This window comes from Paraburkholderia sp. XV, from assembly GCF_020177535.1.
In the GTDB taxonomy this organism is placed as follows: Bacteria; Pseudomonadota; Gammaproteobacteria; order Burkholderiales; family Burkholderiaceae; genus Paraburkholderia; species Paraburkholderia caribensis.
Map to the genome: position 1 here is coordinate 63,425 of NZ_JAGUUD010000009.1, position 13,958 is coordinate 77,382.

Below are 13,958 nucleotides of genomic sequence, written 5' to 3' on the forward strand. Positions count from 1 at the left end.
TTCATCGACCCACCGGAGCTATCCGATATGAGCATTTCCGCGATTAACGTACGCAACCAGTTCAAAGGCAAAGTGAAGGAAATCATCCGCGGACCCGTCGTGTCCGAAGTCGACGTCGATACGCCGTTCGGCATCGTCACGTCGGTCATCACGACGCGCTCGATCGACGAACTCGAACTGAAGGTCGGCGCGGAAGTGGTCGCGCTCGTCAAGTCGACGGAGGTCTCGATTGCGCGCCTGTGACGCGTGCGTGTGCTTTTGCCTTTGACGTGCGGCGGTTGTGGTAGCCGCCGCGCGTCGCCGGTTCACGCGCCGCCTGCTATTTCGCGTTGGTCGCGCTGGCGGGCGGATGAACCGACATGTCGTCGTCGGGCGGCTTGCGTGGCTTCTTGACGGGCATGTTGTCGGGATTGGTCGCGCTCGCCGCGCCCGAGGCCGCCGCGGGCGGCGGTTTCACCATCGGCGTGCCGCCTGGCTGCGGCGCCACGGTCTGGCCCCACGCCACCTGCGCGACACCCGCCGATGCCGCCAGCACGGCGGCGCTTCCTATCGACGCCCATGCATGACGTCTGAATTTCACCATCGTCGCAATCATCGGATTCTCCCTGCGGTTTTTTTCATTGTCGCTAGGCGCGTGCCAGCCCCTGCGGGCCGTGCGTTTCCGCGCTGACAGGCGGGTGCGCGGGCGCATCGCGCCCCGGCAATGGCGGCTGGAAGTGCTAGCATGAATTCAGCATCGACTGGCGCGTTGCCGTACAGGGGACGCGCCGCCAACGAACGCGGAGGCTGCGATGACGAAGTCCTTGAGTGCGGATGCAATCGATACCTTGCGACAACTGAACGACATCGGAACGGGGGAGGCGCCGCCTGCCGTCCAGCCCGTCGTCGAAAAAGAGTTGCTGGGCGCGGGTCTGGTGGCGAAATCGGGGAAGGGGGCGGGCGTCGAAATCACGTGCGACGGCAGGAAATACCTGTCCGGCGATTGTGATTAACCCGTTGGGAGACCCTGGCGAGCAAAGCTGAAACGGGAGGGGCGCGCGATGGAGCCGAAAGGCGTCGACATGGGCGACTACCAGGAGCGCTACAAGGAGTTCGAGATGGAAGTCTGCGTCGAGCAGGTGCTGACGGGCGTCAAGGCGCACTTCCGCATACTGAAGGACGACGCGGTGATGCTGGACTGGCGGCTGTTGCCGATCGACGGCTTCTGGCCGACCGAGCACGCGGCGGCCGAAGCGGGCTTTCGGGCGGCGCGCGAAGCCATCGATATTGAACTGCTCGCGGCGGGCGGATAGCCGTATTGCGCGGCGAAAAAAACAAAGCCGGATGCTCTGAGAAGAACATCCGGCTGAACTACACCTGCAACAACAGACTGCGTGGTACTGCCAGGGTACGGCAACTTCCAACTGCTGGTACTTCCAGATACTGCTACTTCGCCATCAACGGTACGGCTTTACTACGGTCAAGCTTTGATTGCGGCACTGCTACATCTGGACTGCAACTTCACGATTACCTGCTGCCACTTCTACGACGACTGCAACTGCAAGTACTGCGTGCTACCAGTGCTGCTCGATACTGCTGGGTACTGCCTGCTACGAAACTGCTGTCTGCTTGCGATCCGGTTTCGGCTTAGTGGCCGAAGAACACCGAACCCGGGCCCGTCACGGGCTCATGCTTGCCAGCTTGCGACGAACCGTTTTGCACGCCGCCGTAGGCGTTTGCGTTGGCTTGCTGCGCTTCAGCTGCGAGCGTTTCCGCGTTCTGGCCTTGTTGCGATGCCGGAGCGCCAACCGTCGGGTTGTAGTGCGGAGCCGGGCCGTAGCCGCTTGCGAAAGCGGGAGCAGCCAGGGTAGCGGAAGCGGCGATCAGAACTGCGGCGATAAGCTTGGTCTTCATGATGAACTCTCCGTAATGTTTTGATTCAGTAAGACGTTGCGGTCCTTGCTTTGCAGCGGTCTGTTCGCAACGTCGATGGAAGGCAGTGTATACCCCTACTATCGATTTTTTGTGCCGATAATTTGAAATTACTATTCTGAGATTAGAAACAATGCTGGGAGGCAGGCTGGGCGGGGTTTTGCCGCGTATGCACCCTTATAAACGGAGCGCCAAGGCTTGAAAAACCTTATGTAAATCATGGGCTTCCGGGGTTGTTGCGGCGCAAAACGAGGGGTTCGGGGCGCGCTTGCGGTAAAATTGCGGGCTGAATTCACGTTGTTTTCTTTCTGGTCCACCGCCTCATGTCTTCGAAGCCTGTTCCCAGTCCCCGCCGCGTATCCGTGGCGCCCATGATGGATTGGACTGATCGCCACTGCCGCTCGTTTCACCGCACGCTGTCGCGGCACACCTGGTTGTATACGGAGATGGTGACGACGGGTGCGCTGATTCATGGCGACGTCGAACGCCACCTCGCGTTTACCACCGACGAAGCTCCCGTCGCGTTGCAACTCGGCGGCAGCGAGCCGGACGATCTGGCGCGCTCGGCGAAACTCGGCGAGCAGTGGGGCTACGACGAGATCAATCTGAATTGCGGCTGCCCGTCCGAGCGTGTGCAGCGCGGCGCATTCGGTGCGTGTCTGATGAAGGAGCCGCAACTCGTCGCCGATTGCGTGAAAGCGATGCGCGACGCGGTGTCGGTGCCCGTGACGGTCAAGCACCGGATCGGTGTCGACGACGTCGAGGACTACGCTTTCGTGCGCGACTTCGTCGGCACGATCGCCGAGGCCGGTTGCGAGGTCTTCATCGTGCACGCGCGCAATGCGATCCTCAAAGGCCTCAGCCCAAAAGAGAACCGCGAGATTCCGCCGCTCAAGTACGACTACGCATACCGGCTGAAGCGCGACTTTCCGCAGCTCGAGATCATCATCAACGGCGGGATCAAGACGCTCGACGAAGTCGAAGCCCACTTGCAGCACGTCGATGGCGTGATGCTGGGCCGCGAGGCGTATCACAACCCCTATGTGCTCGCCGATGTCGACGCGCGTTTCTACGGCTCGACGGATGCCGCGCCGACCCGCGAAGAAGCGGAAGCGAAGCTGATCGAATACTGCCGCGCTGAACTCGCGCGCGGCACCTATCCGGGCGCGATCGTGCGTCATGCGCTGGGGCTGTATCGCGGCGTGGCGGGTGCGCGCGGATGGCGGCGTGTGCTGTCGGACAGCAAGAAGCTCCAGGCACGCGATCTCGCGATTTTCGACGAAGCGCGACAGCATTTGCGCGAGCCCAGCGAAATCTTTGAATAAAGGGCTTTGCAAATACGGTTCGTGTTTGTATAATCTCGCTTCTTCGTTGCTGAGCACCGCTCTGCGGCAGGCAGTGAAGGTGTAGTGCAGTGGTGGCTGTAGCTCAGTTGGTAGAGTCCAGGATTGTGATTCCTGTCGTCGTGGGTTCGAGTCCCATCAGCCACCCCAAAGAATTCAGCAGTATCAAGCATTTGAACAATGAAGGCCGTTCCGGAATATGAAATTCGGAACGGCTTTTTCATTTTCGGAACGGGGATCTCCGATGGGCGGCAAGCGGACGAGACGCGCGGTGGAAAAAACCATTCGAATGGCGTCGACGGCTCGTCAATCTCCAGTGGCGCATGTAGATCCAAAAGCGGCGGCCGCTGGTCTGGGGACGACTCTCCTTTTTCGACCGTCGGCCGACTCTGAAGAAGTTCGCCGCGAGCTGCGAGTTGTTGAGTCAATGGAGAGCGCCACAACGCTCTACAAGTACCTCGCGAGGCGACATGCGGAAGGGTTGATCACCGAAGGATCGACACGCGTAGGAACGTTATTCGATTTCAGGCGCGAGGAATTAGGGCGGGGCGTCGCCGATCCCGACGAGGGCAAGTTGCGGGTCGATCGATCCATCGTAGGCGAACTGAAGATTGATCGCGGAACTCCAAGCGCGGAGATGATGCGTTTCTTCGGCGTCGACGTCGTTGGCAGCGCATCGATCGAGAACATTCATTTTCGTCGGGAAATCGAACATCCCGACGTCTTTGTCTGGTGCTGCTCAACAGTGCATTCAAAAGAGACAATGTCGTCTCTTGAAGGGGCAGATACTTGCGTCGAGATTCGGAACGCGGGCGCTTTCTTCGATGAACTCACGGCAGCGCTAAACGCAGTCCGTCCTGTTGAGTTCTTGGGATTTCGAGAAGTGACGTATGTGCCGCGTGATCAGACGTGGGAGTCGTACTCTCCGTTAATGTCGGCTGCATTCGTGAAGGAACCGGCCGCTTATGGGGCTCAAAATGAAGTTAGGGCGGTCTGGCGTGCCCTTGATGAAAATCGCTTGGAGCCGGCGTTTCCGCAAAGTCGTCGGCTCGCCGAGTTCTGCAGCATAAAGGACTGACGTCTCGGCTCATTCGGTTGCCTTTGCGACCTTGACCTTGCGCCTGTCGTAGTGACGATGCGTCGTGCTCGGGTTCGCGTGCGCGGCGAAATCGTACGCGTCGTCGTCGCGATTCGAGAGCTTCGCGGTGATCGCCGTCGGCCGGATATCGGAGAGCGCGAAGTACTCCGGGTGGTCGGTGAGCATGAGCTCCATGCCACCGCGAATCGGTCGGTTGATGCGATTGGCGATTCGCTGCGCGGCCTCGCGCATCTTCTTCGCCTCGAACTCGGTCGCGATGTCCGGATCGAACGCGCCGATATAGGCGTACATCGCGTCCTGCCATACCGATGACCAGCCGCTCTTCGAATAGGGCTGGCCAGTGCGGTTAGGGAAGAGAAAGAGGCTGGCAACCTTGCGATCGCGCTTGGCGCGCTCGACGACAACGCGCAGACGCAACGACCATTCGCGCAACTTCACGACGACGTTCTCGCCTTTCTTGCGCTTGGCATTCACCACGCGCACGCCGGCGTCGACGAGGCCAGACATGTGGAACGGGCGGATCTCGGCGGCACGGAAGCCGGTGAGATAGCAGAACATCGCCGCGAGCCCCATCGTCCGATATGACTGCTCCTGCTTGAGCGCCCACAGATAGAAGCGCACGACCTGACCGCGCTCGATTGCGCGCACATCCTTTTCGGTTTTGTTCTGCATCATCCCGACGAACGGGTTCGCCTTCACGAGACCCCATCGGATCGCGTAATTGCAGATCGTCGTCATGAGCGCCATATCCTTGTTGGCGCCGGCCGGCGCGCCAGCCTTCGCGCGCTGGTCGAGATATTGATAGCCGTGGATTGTCTCGAGACTGAGCGGTGCCATACGGCCGAAGAAGCGCGTGAGGCGCTCATACTGACCTTTGCGGACCTGCTTGCCTTCGCGCGACTGATCGCGGTAATGCATCGGGTCGACCTCATCGCGAAAGCGCTCGATCATCTCGGCCACGGATCCGGAGATGATCTGCCCGGCCTGAATGTCGAGCGCCTGGCGCTTTGCAGTGCGCTCGGCGACCGCGATCATGTGGCGATCGCCGAGCGGCGCCGTGGCCAGTGTCTGGCTGCGGCCGTCCGGGAACTTGTACCAATACGAGATGCGGCGAGCCCCCGTGCGCTTATACAGTCGGTCGACGCCGGTGGTTTCGTTCTTTGCGGTGCGTTGCTCAGTTGAACGCTTGGAGGTTTGGCGATGCATCGTAGCGTGATGTCTTCTTGTCAGTTGATACGCCGAGCTTCATGTCGCGATAAGCGCGCGCGACCTTCGGCAGGCCGTTGCGGTCGACGACGTAGCGCCAATGGTTCTGATCGAGCCACTTGATCATGGCGGCGCGCTGGTTCGGTCTGCAGTCGACGAGTTCGGCCAGTTCTGTCGAGGTGAGATAGTCGCTCATCGGTTCAGCTCCTTTTCGGCGGCCGCCAAGGCAAGGTTGAGTTCGGTCATGACGTCATGCGAGCCGCCTTTGTCCGGATGCGCGACGCTCGCGCGGCGCCGAAAGGCGAGCCGCACTTCGACGAGGCTCGTTTCATGCGGAGACAACCCGAGCACCTCCCGCCACGGGCGTACCGCGCCCGGAGCCGGGAGAGCCGCGAAGCCCGTAAAAGCGGCCGCCATCATATCGCCAGTGCCCCAGCGCGCGATGCCACGTAGCGCGTCGATCGTTTTGACGATCGCCAGCATGTTGTGCTCGACCTTGTCCCAGCGGTCGCACGCGAAACACATCTGCTTGCCGTCGTATGTGAAATAGACGGCGACGCCTTCGTCATCGGGCTTGCGAAAGTTCGCGTAGGGCAGGCCGTCCTGTCGCAATGGGACATTCGTCGAAACTACGAGGTTGCGGCCGCCGAGCCTGCGAACCTCTGCGACGACCGCGTCGCGCGCAACGGCAAATGTGGTGCTGAACTTCGCGCGCGATCGCCGATACGATTCAGTTCGCTTGCGACCAGTCGGCCATTGAAGCGGATAGGCCGTCGTCATGCGATCGCTCCGAGTTCGTGCATCTGGCGCAACTGCGCGGCGACGTCGGGCGGCACATCGAAGAACTGAAGGGCGCCTTTGCATTCGACGAACGGAACGGGGCGCGCGTCGACGAGACGGAATCCGTAGGCGCCGTCGACATGCCACTTCGAGATGCGATCCGCTGGCGCAATGCACGCCGTAATCGTGACGGCTCCGACGATGCCGCCCCGCTGCAACTGCTCAAATGGCGGCAGCTCGATCGTCGGGCCCCCGCGCGACCAAAGCGGATCCTGAGCGCCTTCGTATTCGGCACGGGTCATACTCTTCGACGCATGCACCAGCACGCGGCCGCGGAATTTCGTCGGCCAGGTGCGGTTCTCGATGTCTTTGATCTCGCCGGACGCGATTGCGGCGGCGCGCGCGGCACCGACGAGATCAGGACGCACGATCAGCCACGCCCATGGTTGGCGAACAGATAGTGCTTTCATGCTAGGATTCCTCCCCTTGCAAATTGGCGTCCGTGATATGTCGAGCTACTTTCATTTGTGTTCCGTCCAGTTGTCCCCCGGAAGCGTCATTGAACCTGGCAACTGGGGGCGCATCATCGAGCTGTATCCGCAAGATGCCAATGTGCATAACGCGTGGCGCGTCGCTGCTGAGCAGGTCTTCGAAATGACGCGCCTGCAACTGGCACCAAACGCCCCCAGTAGGTTGACGAGCGCCTTTGCATTTTTCTCGCAGGCGGATGCCGAGCAGCAACGAGCCCAAATGGGCTGGATCAATATGTTGTATGAGGTCGAGCTCGTGGATCCGAACGCCGCGCAACACATTGGCGTATTCGCCCTACTGACTGCCACATATGCGCTCGACAACACGCGCTTTCTTCCGAAAGCACGAACCTTGGCGGTCCAATACTGGACAGGCTCAACTCCGGCTGGTACTAAAGAGCTCGTAACAGCTTCGCCTCTGCGGGTTGTCAAACGCATCAATTAACAACCTCCCAGGAATTCGTCGTGCGTACGGCCGTCGAGATGCATAAGTGCGCCTTGCATGCCTTGGCACTTCCAATCAGCGCAGCTCGCGCCGTAGTGGCGACCCAGATGTTTCAGTTCCGGCTCGCCGCCGCAAAACGGGCATGGCAGCAGGTTCTGGCTGTTCTCGCTCATCGCTGCCCCTTCGCTTTGAGCACTTTTCCTATCGATATACCGATCGCGAGCGCGAAGACCATGTAGACGGCACCAATCAATGCGCCGAGGGTGATCGTGTTCACTGGTCCTCCTTGTCGCTGGCTGTGGCGCTAGCCGCGCGGAGCAATCGCTCACTGCAAGATTGATCGGCCATCCAGTCTTTGTCGCCGCACTTCTCGCAACGCTCGCCGTCCTCGTCCCATTTGTGCGATACAGGGTGTGGACATCCGGAACCGTCGCGTTCCCGCTCGTCCAGCGCTCCTATGGCTACCGATTCGCTGGCAAAGTGTTTCAAAAACTCATCGACGATGATCTTGGTTTTGTCGTCACCGGCCATCGCGCCGAATTGCTCCTGATGCGTTTGGATGTAATTCCACGCGGGCTCAAGCGTCTTTGTCATGCCATCAAATACCCACTTTGGAACCGTCTCCCGCTCGCTTGGAGCATCGACGGTCGGAGCGGCGGCGAGTGCGGCTTTCACGTACGCAGCAAGTTGAAGCGCTGCGACGTAGCTCTGGCCGTCCACACTCGTGCCGCGCTGTCGAATCCATGCATCGACGAACGGCTTCACTTCGTCGAGACCTTTGATGTCCCGTACATGCACGCTCGGCACCGTGCTCGACGTCTCGCTCTCCACAGGGTTATCCACTTTTTCTGTGGATAACTTTTCGGCCGCTTGGAATACGTCCCATGCGAGGACGGTGCCATATTCAGCATAGCCGTCGCCTTCCGTGCTTAGCACGTCATCGATGTAATCTGGCGCGACGACCTGACGCAAGATCTGCTCGAAGCGTTCGCGTTGACTGTTCATATCGGTCACGATCGTTTCTTCCTAGGTGTCCATATCCAATGAAACTGACGCCCGAGAACTGGAGCATCTGGCGGCAGCACGATGCAGTGGAGATGACGTAGGCGGTTGTCGCGCATTCGTACCTCGAGGATTCGATACCGACGCCCGCGCACCGTCACAATCTCGTCGTCCATCGCCGGTATTGGGAGGCTCGGATGCCAGCCATCAACCCGCAGACGAACTGGATCCCACGCCTTCTTCACGATTCAAATCGTCGAGGGTCTGCGGATCGAAGAGCTGCAGCACGAATTCGCGCAGCACGAACTTCTCTTCATCGGACGGCTCGCGTGATACGTTGTTGTCGCCGACGATCTCGAATTGTTCGATAAAGGCGATCGCGCGTTTTTCATCCATCATTGCTGGCGGCTGCGGCCCGTAGGGACCGTGCAGCGTTAGGCTGGGAAGAAAGCGCGAGGGATCGAGTTCTGTATCGACTTTCAGGCAGAAGACACGACCGCCCTGCGACACAAGGGCCACCATCAGCCGCGCTTGTTTCGTATCGCCGCCGATATAGAAACCTTCGTTGTTCAGCATCGCGCGGACTTGCGGCTGCACGAGGTCAATCTCTTCAGGCTGTCCGATGAGAATAGGGTTGCGGGCCATTATTTCGATTTCCTGAGCTTTACTTGACGGAGATGTCCGACACGATCACGGACGGCTTAAAGATGACCTTGTAGTGATATGTGCTGACGTCTGCGGCATCAATCTGCTCCGCGAAGTACGTCACATTGTCCGAAAGGCCAAGGAAGTGCTTTTTGTAGCTGTTCGGACCTGTCTTGCATGTGATCGATACTTCGCGCGACCTGTCGTTATTGCCGATGCTGCAAAGGCCCTCGACGCTAAGAATGTATTCGCCTGTGATGCCGTTGTAGAAAACGACCCGACGTTCGATCTGGAAGTTGTCCGCGGCCTTCGATAGGTTGCTCGATGCGACGTCAGCGTCATTGCACCCGGCGAGTGCGGCAATCGCGATCAGCAAGAGAAGTCTGTTCACGAGTTCTTCCCCGTGTCGACAGCGATCTCCGGGACATAGTTGATGCCGTCGATCGGGTGATAGTTATTCGAGTGCTTCTGGCCATCGAGGCGGATGCGCAGGTATTGACCGTCGGCGCCGGTGATGACACCCGGTTTGCCGTAGGCTTCGACGCGCTGTCCGCGCTTAACGTCGACGCCGTAATAGCTCTTGATGTAATCGAAGCTCATCTGATGATCCTTAAAAAAGTCCGGGCCGAAGCCCGGACAAACCACGCCGCGCTCCGAGGGTTAGCGCGTCGTACTACCCAGTTGTGCGGCTCCGCGCGCAATGACCGTCTTGCCGACAGTGAGCGTCACGAGTTCACCGCGATCGCACGCGAGCATTTCGACGAACGCGCTGCACAGTCCGTGCGCTGCGTTGTCGGTGGGCCGGTGCGATGTTGCATAGGTGCGCGCGCGTTCGAGGAACTGCGCCCGGCGGCGCGCGGCTTCGTTTCGCATCACTTGCCCGCGATGCGGTAGTTCGCCGGCTGCGTATCGGTACGCGACTCGAGCTCGGCGGGTTTCAACGAACAATCGAAACCGGCGGCGCGATATGCGTCATAGACTTCCTTGCTGACCTGACAGCGGATCAGCACGGCAGCCTTCTGCAGATTCGTCTTCACGATCTGGTCTTCTGTGACAGTCGATTGGCGAACTGTCTCTGCGGCCGCGACTTCGAGCTTGCAGTCCTGCAGGCTGTGCGACGCGCCCCCGACGAGCGAGACGCCGGCGATCGCGCCGCCGAACTGGACCGTCTGGCCGCAGTTCATCTGGGAGAAAGAAGAGGCATAGGCACCCAGCACCGGCGCGCTAACGTTGCGAACGGTCTCCGTCGTATGTTCCGGCGTCTGAGAGAACTGGATAGTGCCTTGCGCGGTGGATGTGGCCGCAGACTGCTGAGTAGCGGTCGCAGTAGTACTCGTTTGCGCATGTGCGTGGCCAGCAATACCGAGTGCTAGAATCAACAGCACGACGGTGGATTTCGTGTTCATCGTGGTCACCCCCTAAGGTGTGGTTGCTCGGGCCTTCGGTATTTCCGGTACCGAAGGCCTTCTTCGTTAGTGGCCGTACGAATAGCTGCCGGCGAGGTTCGTGTAACCGTATGCGCTCACGTCCGTGCCGACGCCCGACTTGCTCGAGCCATAGCCATCGCCGGACGTGTAGCCGCCGGCATTCGCGTTCGACGTGCTGCCCGTATAGCTGCCGGACGCCGAGACGCCACCGCCGATACCCGAGAACCCGTACGACGCGACGCCGGCGCCGATGACAGTGCCGCCGATCGCATAGCCGCCGCCAGCCGAGTTGCTCCACTGCGACGAATAGCCATTGCCGTTCTGTCCGGCCGAGGCCTGGGAGCCGCCCGACGTGCTCGACGACGAGCCGAAGCCGCCGCTGAACGACGAGGATTGATTGTTCGAATAGCCGCCCGCGAACGCGGCCGGTGCCGCGGCGAGTGCGAGAGCTGCTGCAACTGCGAGGGTGATGCGCTTCTTCATGGTCTGCCCCAAAGGTTGGTTGATTGCGCGGTGGTCCGGCCGCGCCCGGTGCTGCAATTCAAATTTCCCTGCTGCGATACATCTCGACTTCTTTCTCCAGCTCGCGCACGCGTGCCTGCGATGCCATCAACAACATCGCGGCGCCGGGCGACGTGCGCGGCGTCGACGGAGCCGGCGACTTCACACATGCGGCGGCAAACCGCTCGAGCGCGTCGATGGAGCCCGTCACGCTGTGGTAGTGCTGCGTTCCGATCGTGCCGTCGAGAACGACAGTCAGACCGGCGTCGCGCGCGAGTTTGATGAGCTGCTCGTTCATGGCCGGTTGTCAGTCGGGAAGGGCCACGCGACGCCCGGGTTAGCCTTGTTGAACTGTTCCGCCGGCGAGGCGCTCTTCGCTGTTTTCTTGACACCAGCGCTCTTCTTCGCCGCCGGCACTTTCTTTGCGGCGGGAACCTTCTTCACCGCGAATCGCTTCTTGGCGTCTGCCTTCGCTGGCGGTTTCGGTGCGCTGGCGGGTGTCTTCTTCGCGGGCGTGGGCGTCGGCCGCTTCGGCTTCATGTCGCCCTCGATCTGCTTGCGTACGGCGCCGGGGTCGATGCCGCGGACGCGCGCCGTCGCTTCGAGCAGCTCGGGTTTTGCAGTCGAATAGTTGTCGGCCACCGATTCGCCAATCAGCGCGATGTCCATCACCAGACGGCCCAGCGCCTCCGAGTCGTTCTGCTCAAACTCGTCGACCTTCTTTGCGAAATCAGCTTCGCTGATCGCCTTCGAGCCCCAGTCGTACAGTTTCGCGAGACGGCGCTGGTTCTCGTTCCAGAGACGCCGATAGAACGTAACGGCGACGATCTTCAAATCAAAATCGTCGAGCCCAGTGCCCTCGTGTTTCGCGCGCACCCGTCGGAAAAGCTCGCCGCGATATGCATCGGCCGCTTTCTTCTTAGCGTTCTCCGCGGATTGCGACGGATTGGATGCGCCGGTGCTGCGCGCCTGGATGCCCTTATCGGCCAGCGCCTTCTTCAGGTCTGACTTCTGCATGACGTCGATCATTTCGCCGCCGTGCGGACTCTCAAGCAGTGCGGCCGACTTCACACCCTTAGCGCCGATGATCTGACGGTAGGTGCGTTGCTTCGGATCGTCGTAGCAGCGCTCGTCGAGCTTGACCCAGCCACCGACCAACGCACCGTGCTGATACGGTTGCGTGACTTTCGCGTCTTTGCCCGCGATGACCTTGCGTCCAGTTGCCTCAGCTTCGACGCGTTTCTGCGCGGCTGCAGCGTCGCGCTTCTTCGCATAGCACGCCGGATCGGTGCAAACGTCTTTGCTCTTCACGTCGCCGAACAGATCGGACTGATTGCCGGTGCGCTTCGGGCACGGACCGCATGCGCCAGCTGCGGGCACCAGTTGCTCGTCAGCCGTTTTGAACGGTGCCTGATCGAGCCGGAGCATGTAATTGGTCTGGACATGGTCCGAGGCCTCACGCAGCGACATGGGTTCGCCTGTCCAACGCGACGCCGTGATCTCTTTTGCGGCTTTGTCCTGCAGATCTGTCGGCATGCGCGCGATGACGAGCGCGGTTTTCGCGTTCAGTTTCCCGTCGAAGAAGAGCTTGCGCGTCGACGCATTGAGCGCGCACAGCTTCAGCCGCTGCGCGACGTATGTCTTCGTCTGGCTGACCTCGTCGGAGATCTGCTCGAGCGTGTGGCCGCGATCCGACAGTACCTTGTAGCCGTCGGCTTCTTCGAGCGGATGCAGGTCCTTGCGCTGCAGGTTCTCGACGATCTGGATGTGCAGCACCTCGTCGTCCGATAGATCGCGCACGAGCACTGGCACATCCTTCAAGCCTGCAGCAGTGGCGGCGCGATGACGGCGCTCGCCGGCGACGAGTTCGAAGAGTCCCGGCTCGTCCGGCCACGGGCGCACGAGCATCGGCTGAAGTAGGCCATGCTTGCGCACGCTCGCGATCATCTCGGCTTGCTCTGCTTCGGAGAAGCGCTTGCGCGGATTGGTCGGCGACGGTCGGATTGAGTCGAGCGGCATGAAGTCGACGGATGCGTCTTGTGTTGTTTGCACGGTCGTTGGCCTCTTAATGTTTCGTGACGCCATGTGCCGAGGCCTCCGATGCCAGAACGTCGCGCAGGATCCCAGCCAGCGCACGATCAGTGAAAGTTGCCGCGGCCTGCCGCCGCGCGGCGGCGCGTTGCCGGGCGATCGAGAGCGCGATGTGCCACTCGTCAATCTCGCGCGGACGCATGAGGTAGAGTGGGATCCAGTTGCCGACGCCATACACTTCGTCATAGCGACGAAGCAACGTCTTGCGCGCGAACTCAACTGCCTCCGCGACGAGAGCCACGTCACACGCAGTGAACGTGTGCTCGACGCCCATCGCGTAGAGGAAATGCGGCGCGGTGTGCTCATCGAATACGACAGGCTTGATGAGCTGGCCGTCCTCGCCGAGTGCGACAAAAACGCGTTGGACGTCGGTGGCGCGCGAGTCGTCGAAGATAAAGATTGATTTCATGGTCGTGATCCCTTCACGGTTCGCGCCATACGCCGACGCTGGGCGGCGCGCAGATGCGCGCGAATGAGTCGATGTGCTTCGCGCAGTTCGATGCTTCGGTCGTGGAGTGAGGCGAGGATCTGCCACGGCGTCGGCACCGGCGCGGAGCGCCTAATACGCCTGTTCGTCTTCAAGGAATGAGGACTGTGAGCTATTCGTTCCGATGGCGCGGCTACCGACTGGAAGGTTCTCGATCGCTCGACGGACAGACCATTCGTCGATCGGCTGGACGCGGATTTGGCTTCCGACGAGTCGCGCAGCGTCCTCGTCGACAAAATTGACGGCGTAGATCGCGCCTTGGCCGAAAAGCTTAGTGAAGGCCTGCGTGGCAGCTATCGATCCGACTGCTTCAAACGCTGGCACGTCGACGCGCACGAAGGAGCAACCGCCGATCGTCTGTTCAGTGACACGCCCTGCGATGCGTTGGTGGCCGAACAGTTCGATGATTGCCCACTGATCGAATTTTTCTGAGGTCGTCATTTCAAGTCCTTGAAAAAGCGGGGCGCTGAACAAGCCGCCCACCAAAGCTC

General features: G+C 60.6%; 24 protein-coding genes and 1 tRNA gene. 7 read left to right on the forward strand and 18 right to left on the reverse strand.

What is annotated here, in order from left to right; translation table 11 throughout:
• The first annotated feature begins 27 nt into the window (after window positions 1-27).
• Entirely contained in the window at window positions 28-243 is a 216-nt protein-coding gene (locus KFO72_RS07385) for a TOBE domain-containing protein (protein ID WP_012401038.1), read from the forward strand.
• Window positions 244-319: 76 nt separating this feature from the next.
• Here the strand turns inward: KFO72_RS07385 and KFO72_RS07390 are convergent, their stop codons facing one another.
• On the reverse strand, window positions 320-595 hold the full coding sequence (locus tag KFO72_RS07390) for a hypothetical protein (protein ID WP_060600505.1): 276 nt from the start codon (window positions 593-595) through the stop codon (window positions 320-322).
• Window positions 596-791: 196 nt separating this feature from the next.
• On the opposite strand from KFO72_RS07390, the gene KFO72_RS07395 reads away from it, so the two are divergent.
• Complete coding sequence (locus KFO72_RS07395; protein WP_054930346.1) at window positions 792-992, forward strand: hypothetical protein; 201 nt, start codon at window positions 792-794, stop codon at window positions 990-992.
• 48 nt (window positions 993-1,040) lie between these two features.
• On the forward strand, window positions 1,041-1,292 hold the full coding sequence (locus KFO72_RS07400; protein WP_225031754.1) for a hypothetical protein: 252 nt from the start codon (window positions 1,041-1,043) through the stop codon (window positions 1,290-1,292).
• A gap of 334 nt (window positions 1,293-1,626) precedes the next feature.
• Here KFO72_RS07400 and KFO72_RS07405 read toward each other — a convergent pair whose 3' ends face one another.
• Entirely contained in the window at window positions 1,627-1,893 is a 267-nt protein-coding gene (locus tag KFO72_RS07405; protein WP_007588017.1) for a hypothetical protein, read from the reverse strand.
• Window positions 1,894-2,234: 341 nt separating this feature from the next.
• Between KFO72_RS07405 and dusA the strand changes: the two genes are divergently transcribed.
• From dusA to KFO72_RS07420, 3 genes are all read left to right on the forward strand, one after another.
• On the forward strand, window positions 2,235-3,236 hold the full coding sequence (gene dusA, locus KFO72_RS07410) for a tRNA dihydrouridine(20/20a) synthase DusA (protein WP_225031755.1): 1,002 nt from the start codon (window positions 2,235-2,237) through the stop codon (window positions 3,234-3,236).
• A 92-nt stretch (window positions 3,237-3,328) separates the two neighbouring features.
• Window positions 3,329-3,404, forward strand: a tRNA-His gene (locus KFO72_RS07415).
• A gap of 121 nt (window positions 3,405-3,525) precedes the next feature.
• Window positions 3,526-4,332, forward strand: coding sequence for a hypothetical protein (locus tag KFO72_RS07420; RefSeq protein ID WP_225031756.1), 807 nt, complete (start codon window positions 3,526-3,528; stop codon window positions 4,330-4,332).
• Between the two features lie 9 nt (window positions 4,333-4,341).
• Here KFO72_RS07420 and KFO72_RS07425 read toward each other — a convergent pair whose 3' ends face one another.
• The 4 genes from KFO72_RS07425 to KFO72_RS07440 are packed head-to-tail and all read right to left on the reverse strand — an operon-like array spanning window position 4,342 to window position 6,809.
• Window positions 4,342-5,559, reverse strand: a complete 1,218-nt coding sequence (locus KFO72_RS07425) for a tyrosine-type recombinase/integrase (RefSeq protein ID WP_225031757.1) — start codon at window positions 5,557-5,559, stop codon at window positions 4,342-4,344.
• Window positions 5,528-5,755, reverse strand: coding sequence for a DUF4224 domain-containing protein (locus tag KFO72_RS07430; RefSeq protein WP_225031758.1), 228 nt, complete (start codon window positions 5,753-5,755; stop codon window positions 5,528-5,530). Before KFO72_RS07430 ends, KFO72_RS07425 begins: the two co-directional genes overlap by 32 nt.
• The gene (locus KFO72_RS07435; RefSeq protein WP_225031759.1) at window positions 5,752-6,339 is read right to left on the reverse strand and encodes a hypothetical protein; all 588 of its coding nucleotides are present in this window, start codon (window positions 6,337-6,339) and stop codon (window positions 5,752-5,754) included. The genes KFO72_RS07430 and KFO72_RS07435 overlap by 4 nt, the downstream gene beginning before the upstream one ends.
• Window positions 6,336-6,809, reverse strand: a complete 474-nt coding sequence (locus KFO72_RS07440; RefSeq protein WP_225031760.1) for an ASCH domain-containing protein — start codon at window positions 6,807-6,809, stop codon at window positions 6,336-6,338. Before KFO72_RS07440 ends, KFO72_RS07435 begins: the two co-directional genes overlap by 4 nt.
• Window positions 6,810-6,846: 37 nt before the next feature.
• On the opposite strand from KFO72_RS07440, the gene KFO72_RS07445 reads away from it, so the two are divergent.
• Window positions 6,847-7,314 (forward strand): hypothetical protein, encoded by a 468-nt coding sequence (locus KFO72_RS07445; protein ID WP_225031761.1) that lies wholly within the window; start codon window positions 6,847-6,849, stop codon window positions 7,312-7,314.
• Here KFO72_RS07445 and KFO72_RS07450 read toward each other — a convergent pair.
• The 12 genes from KFO72_RS07450 to KFO72_RS07505 all read right to left on the reverse strand — a co-directional run bounded on the left by KFO72_RS07450 (window position 7,311) and on the right by KFO72_RS07505 (window position 13,908).
• Entirely contained in the window at window positions 7,311-7,487 is a 177-nt protein-coding gene (locus KFO72_RS07450) for a Lar family restriction alleviation protein (protein ID WP_225031762.1), read from the reverse strand. The genes KFO72_RS07445 and KFO72_RS07450 overlap by 4 nt on opposite strands.
• Window positions 7,488-7,587: 100 nt before the next feature.
• Window positions 7,588-8,328 (reverse strand): hypothetical protein, encoded by a 741-nt coding sequence (locus KFO72_RS07455; RefSeq protein WP_225031763.1) that lies wholly within the window; start codon window positions 8,326-8,328, stop codon window positions 7,588-7,590.
• A 195-nt stretch (window positions 8,329-8,523) separates the two neighbouring features.
• Window positions 8,524-8,961 (reverse strand): hypothetical protein, encoded by a 438-nt coding sequence (locus tag KFO72_RS07460; RefSeq protein WP_225031764.1) that lies wholly within the window; start codon window positions 8,959-8,961, stop codon window positions 8,524-8,526.
• 19 nt (window positions 8,962-8,980) lie between these two features.
• Window positions 8,981-9,352 (reverse strand): hypothetical protein, encoded by a 372-nt coding sequence (locus KFO72_RS07465; protein ID WP_225031765.1) that lies wholly within the window; start codon window positions 9,350-9,352, stop codon window positions 8,981-8,983.
• Window positions 9,349-9,561, reverse strand: coding sequence for a hypothetical protein (locus KFO72_RS07470; protein ID WP_225031766.1), 213 nt, complete (start codon window positions 9,559-9,561; stop codon window positions 9,349-9,351). The genes KFO72_RS07465 and KFO72_RS07470 overlap by 4 nt, the downstream gene beginning before the upstream one ends.
• A gap of 60 nt (window positions 9,562-9,621) precedes the next feature.
• Entirely contained in the window at window positions 9,622-9,834 is a 213-nt protein-coding gene (locus KFO72_RS07475) for a hypothetical protein (protein ID WP_225031767.1), read from the reverse strand.
• Window positions 9,834-10,367 (reverse strand): hypothetical protein, encoded by a 534-nt coding sequence (locus KFO72_RS07480; protein ID WP_225031768.1) that lies wholly within the window; start codon window positions 10,365-10,367, stop codon window positions 9,834-9,836. Before KFO72_RS07480 ends, KFO72_RS07475 begins: the two co-directional genes overlap by 1 nt.
• Window positions 10,368-10,433: 66 nt before the next feature.
• Window positions 10,434-10,871: a hypothetical protein gene (locus KFO72_RS07485; protein ID WP_225031769.1), complete on the reverse strand. Its 438-nt coding sequence runs from the start codon at window positions 10,869-10,871 to the stop codon at window positions 10,434-10,436.
• A 58-nt stretch (window positions 10,872-10,929) separates the two neighbouring features.
• On the reverse strand, window positions 10,930-11,187 hold the full coding sequence (locus KFO72_RS07490) for a hypothetical protein (protein WP_225031770.1): 258 nt from the start codon (window positions 11,185-11,187) through the stop codon (window positions 10,930-10,932).
• Window positions 11,184-12,941 carry a ParB/RepB/Spo0J family partition protein gene (locus KFO72_RS07495; RefSeq protein WP_318248430.1) on the reverse strand — a complete coding sequence of 586 codons (1,758 nt, stop codon included), beginning with the start codon at window positions 12,939-12,941 and terminating at the stop codon, window positions 11,184-11,186. The genes KFO72_RS07490 and KFO72_RS07495 overlap by 4 nt, the downstream gene beginning before the upstream one ends.
• Window positions 12,942-12,954: 13 nt before the next feature.
• Entirely contained in the window at window positions 12,955-13,389 is a 435-nt protein-coding gene (locus KFO72_RS07500; RefSeq protein ID WP_225031772.1) for a hypothetical protein, read from the reverse strand.
• 150 nt (window positions 13,390-13,539) lie between these two features.
• Entirely contained in the window at window positions 13,540-13,908 is a 369-nt protein-coding gene (locus KFO72_RS07505) for a hypothetical protein (protein ID WP_225031773.1), read from the reverse strand.
• Between the last annotated feature and the right edge of the window lie 50 nt (window positions 13,909-13,958).

Bases quoted from the DNA above. Each gene is read 5' to 3' on its own strand.
- KFO72_RS07480 (WP_225031768.1), bottom strand. From the start codon at position 10,367: ATGAACACGAAATCCACCGTCGTGCTGTTGATTCTAGCACTCGGTATT.
- dusA (WP_225031755.1), top strand. From the start codon at position 2,235: ATGTCTTCGAAGCCTGTTCCCAGTCCCCGCCGCGTATCCGTGGCGCCC.
- KFO72_RS07425 (WP_225031757.1), bottom strand. From the start codon at position 5,559: ATGCATCGCCAAACCTCCAAGCGTTCAACTGAGCAACGCACCGCAAAG.
- KFO72_RS07475 (WP_225031767.1), bottom strand. From the start codon at position 9,834: ATGCGAAACGAAGCCGCGCGCCGCCGGGCGCAGTTCCTCGAACGCGCG.
- KFO72_RS07505 (WP_225031773.1), bottom strand. From the start codon at position 13,908: ATGACGACCTCAGAAAAATTCGATCAGTGGGCAATCATCGAACTGTTC.
- KFO72_RS07490 (WP_225031770.1), bottom strand. From the start codon at position 11,187: ATGAACGAGCAGCTCATCAAACTCGCGCGCGACGCCGGTCTGACTGTC.
- KFO72_RS07395 (WP_054930346.1), top strand. From the start codon at position 792: ATGACGAAGTCCTTGAGTGCGGATGCAATCGATACCTTGCGACAACTG.
- KFO72_RS07460 (WP_225031764.1), bottom strand. From the start codon at position 8,961: ATGGCCCGCAACCCTATTCTCATCGGACAGCCTGAAGAGATTGACCTC.
- KFO72_RS07445 (WP_225031761.1), top strand. From the start codon at position 6,847: ATGTCGAGCTACTTTCATTTGTGTTCCGTCCAGTTGTCCCCCGGAAGC.
- KFO72_RS07430 (WP_225031758.1), bottom strand. From the start codon at position 5,755: ATGAGCGACTATCTCACCTCGACAGAACTGGCCGAACTCGTCGACTGC.
- KFO72_RS07385 (WP_012401038.1), top strand. From the start codon at position 28: ATGAGCATTTCCGCGATTAACGTACGCAACCAGTTCAAAGGCAAAGTG.
- KFO72_RS07390 (WP_060600505.1), bottom strand. From the start codon at position 595: ATGATTGCGACGATGGTGAAATTCAGACGTCATGCATGGGCGTCGATA.
- KFO72_RS07400 (WP_225031754.1), top strand. From the start codon at position 1,041: ATGGAGCCGAAAGGCGTCGACATGGGCGACTACCAGGAGCGCTACAAG.
- KFO72_RS07405 (WP_007588017.1), bottom strand. From the start codon at position 1,893: ATGAAGACCAAGCTTATCGCCGCAGTTCTGATCGCCGCTTCCGCTACC.
- KFO72_RS07500 (WP_225031772.1), bottom strand. From the start codon at position 13,389: ATGAAATCAATCTTTATCTTCGACGACTCGCGCGCCACCGACGTCCAA.
- KFO72_RS07440 (WP_225031760.1), bottom strand. From the start codon at position 6,809: ATGAAAGCACTATCTGTTCGCCAACCATGGGCGTGGCTGATCGTGCGT.
- KFO72_RS07470 (WP_225031766.1), bottom strand. From the start codon at position 9,561: ATGAGCTTCGATTACATCAAGAGCTATTACGGCGTCGACGTTAAGCGC.
- KFO72_RS07450 (WP_225031762.1), bottom strand. From the start codon at position 7,487: ATGAGCGAGAACAGCCAGAACCTGCTGCCATGCCCGTTTTGCGGCGGC.
- KFO72_RS07485 (WP_225031769.1), bottom strand. From the start codon at position 10,871: ATGAAGAAGCGCATCACCCTCGCAGTTGCAGCAGCTCTCGCACTCGCC.
- KFO72_RS07435 (WP_225031759.1), bottom strand. From the start codon at position 6,339: ATGACGACGGCCTATCCGCTTCAATGGCCGACTGGTCGCAAGCGAACT.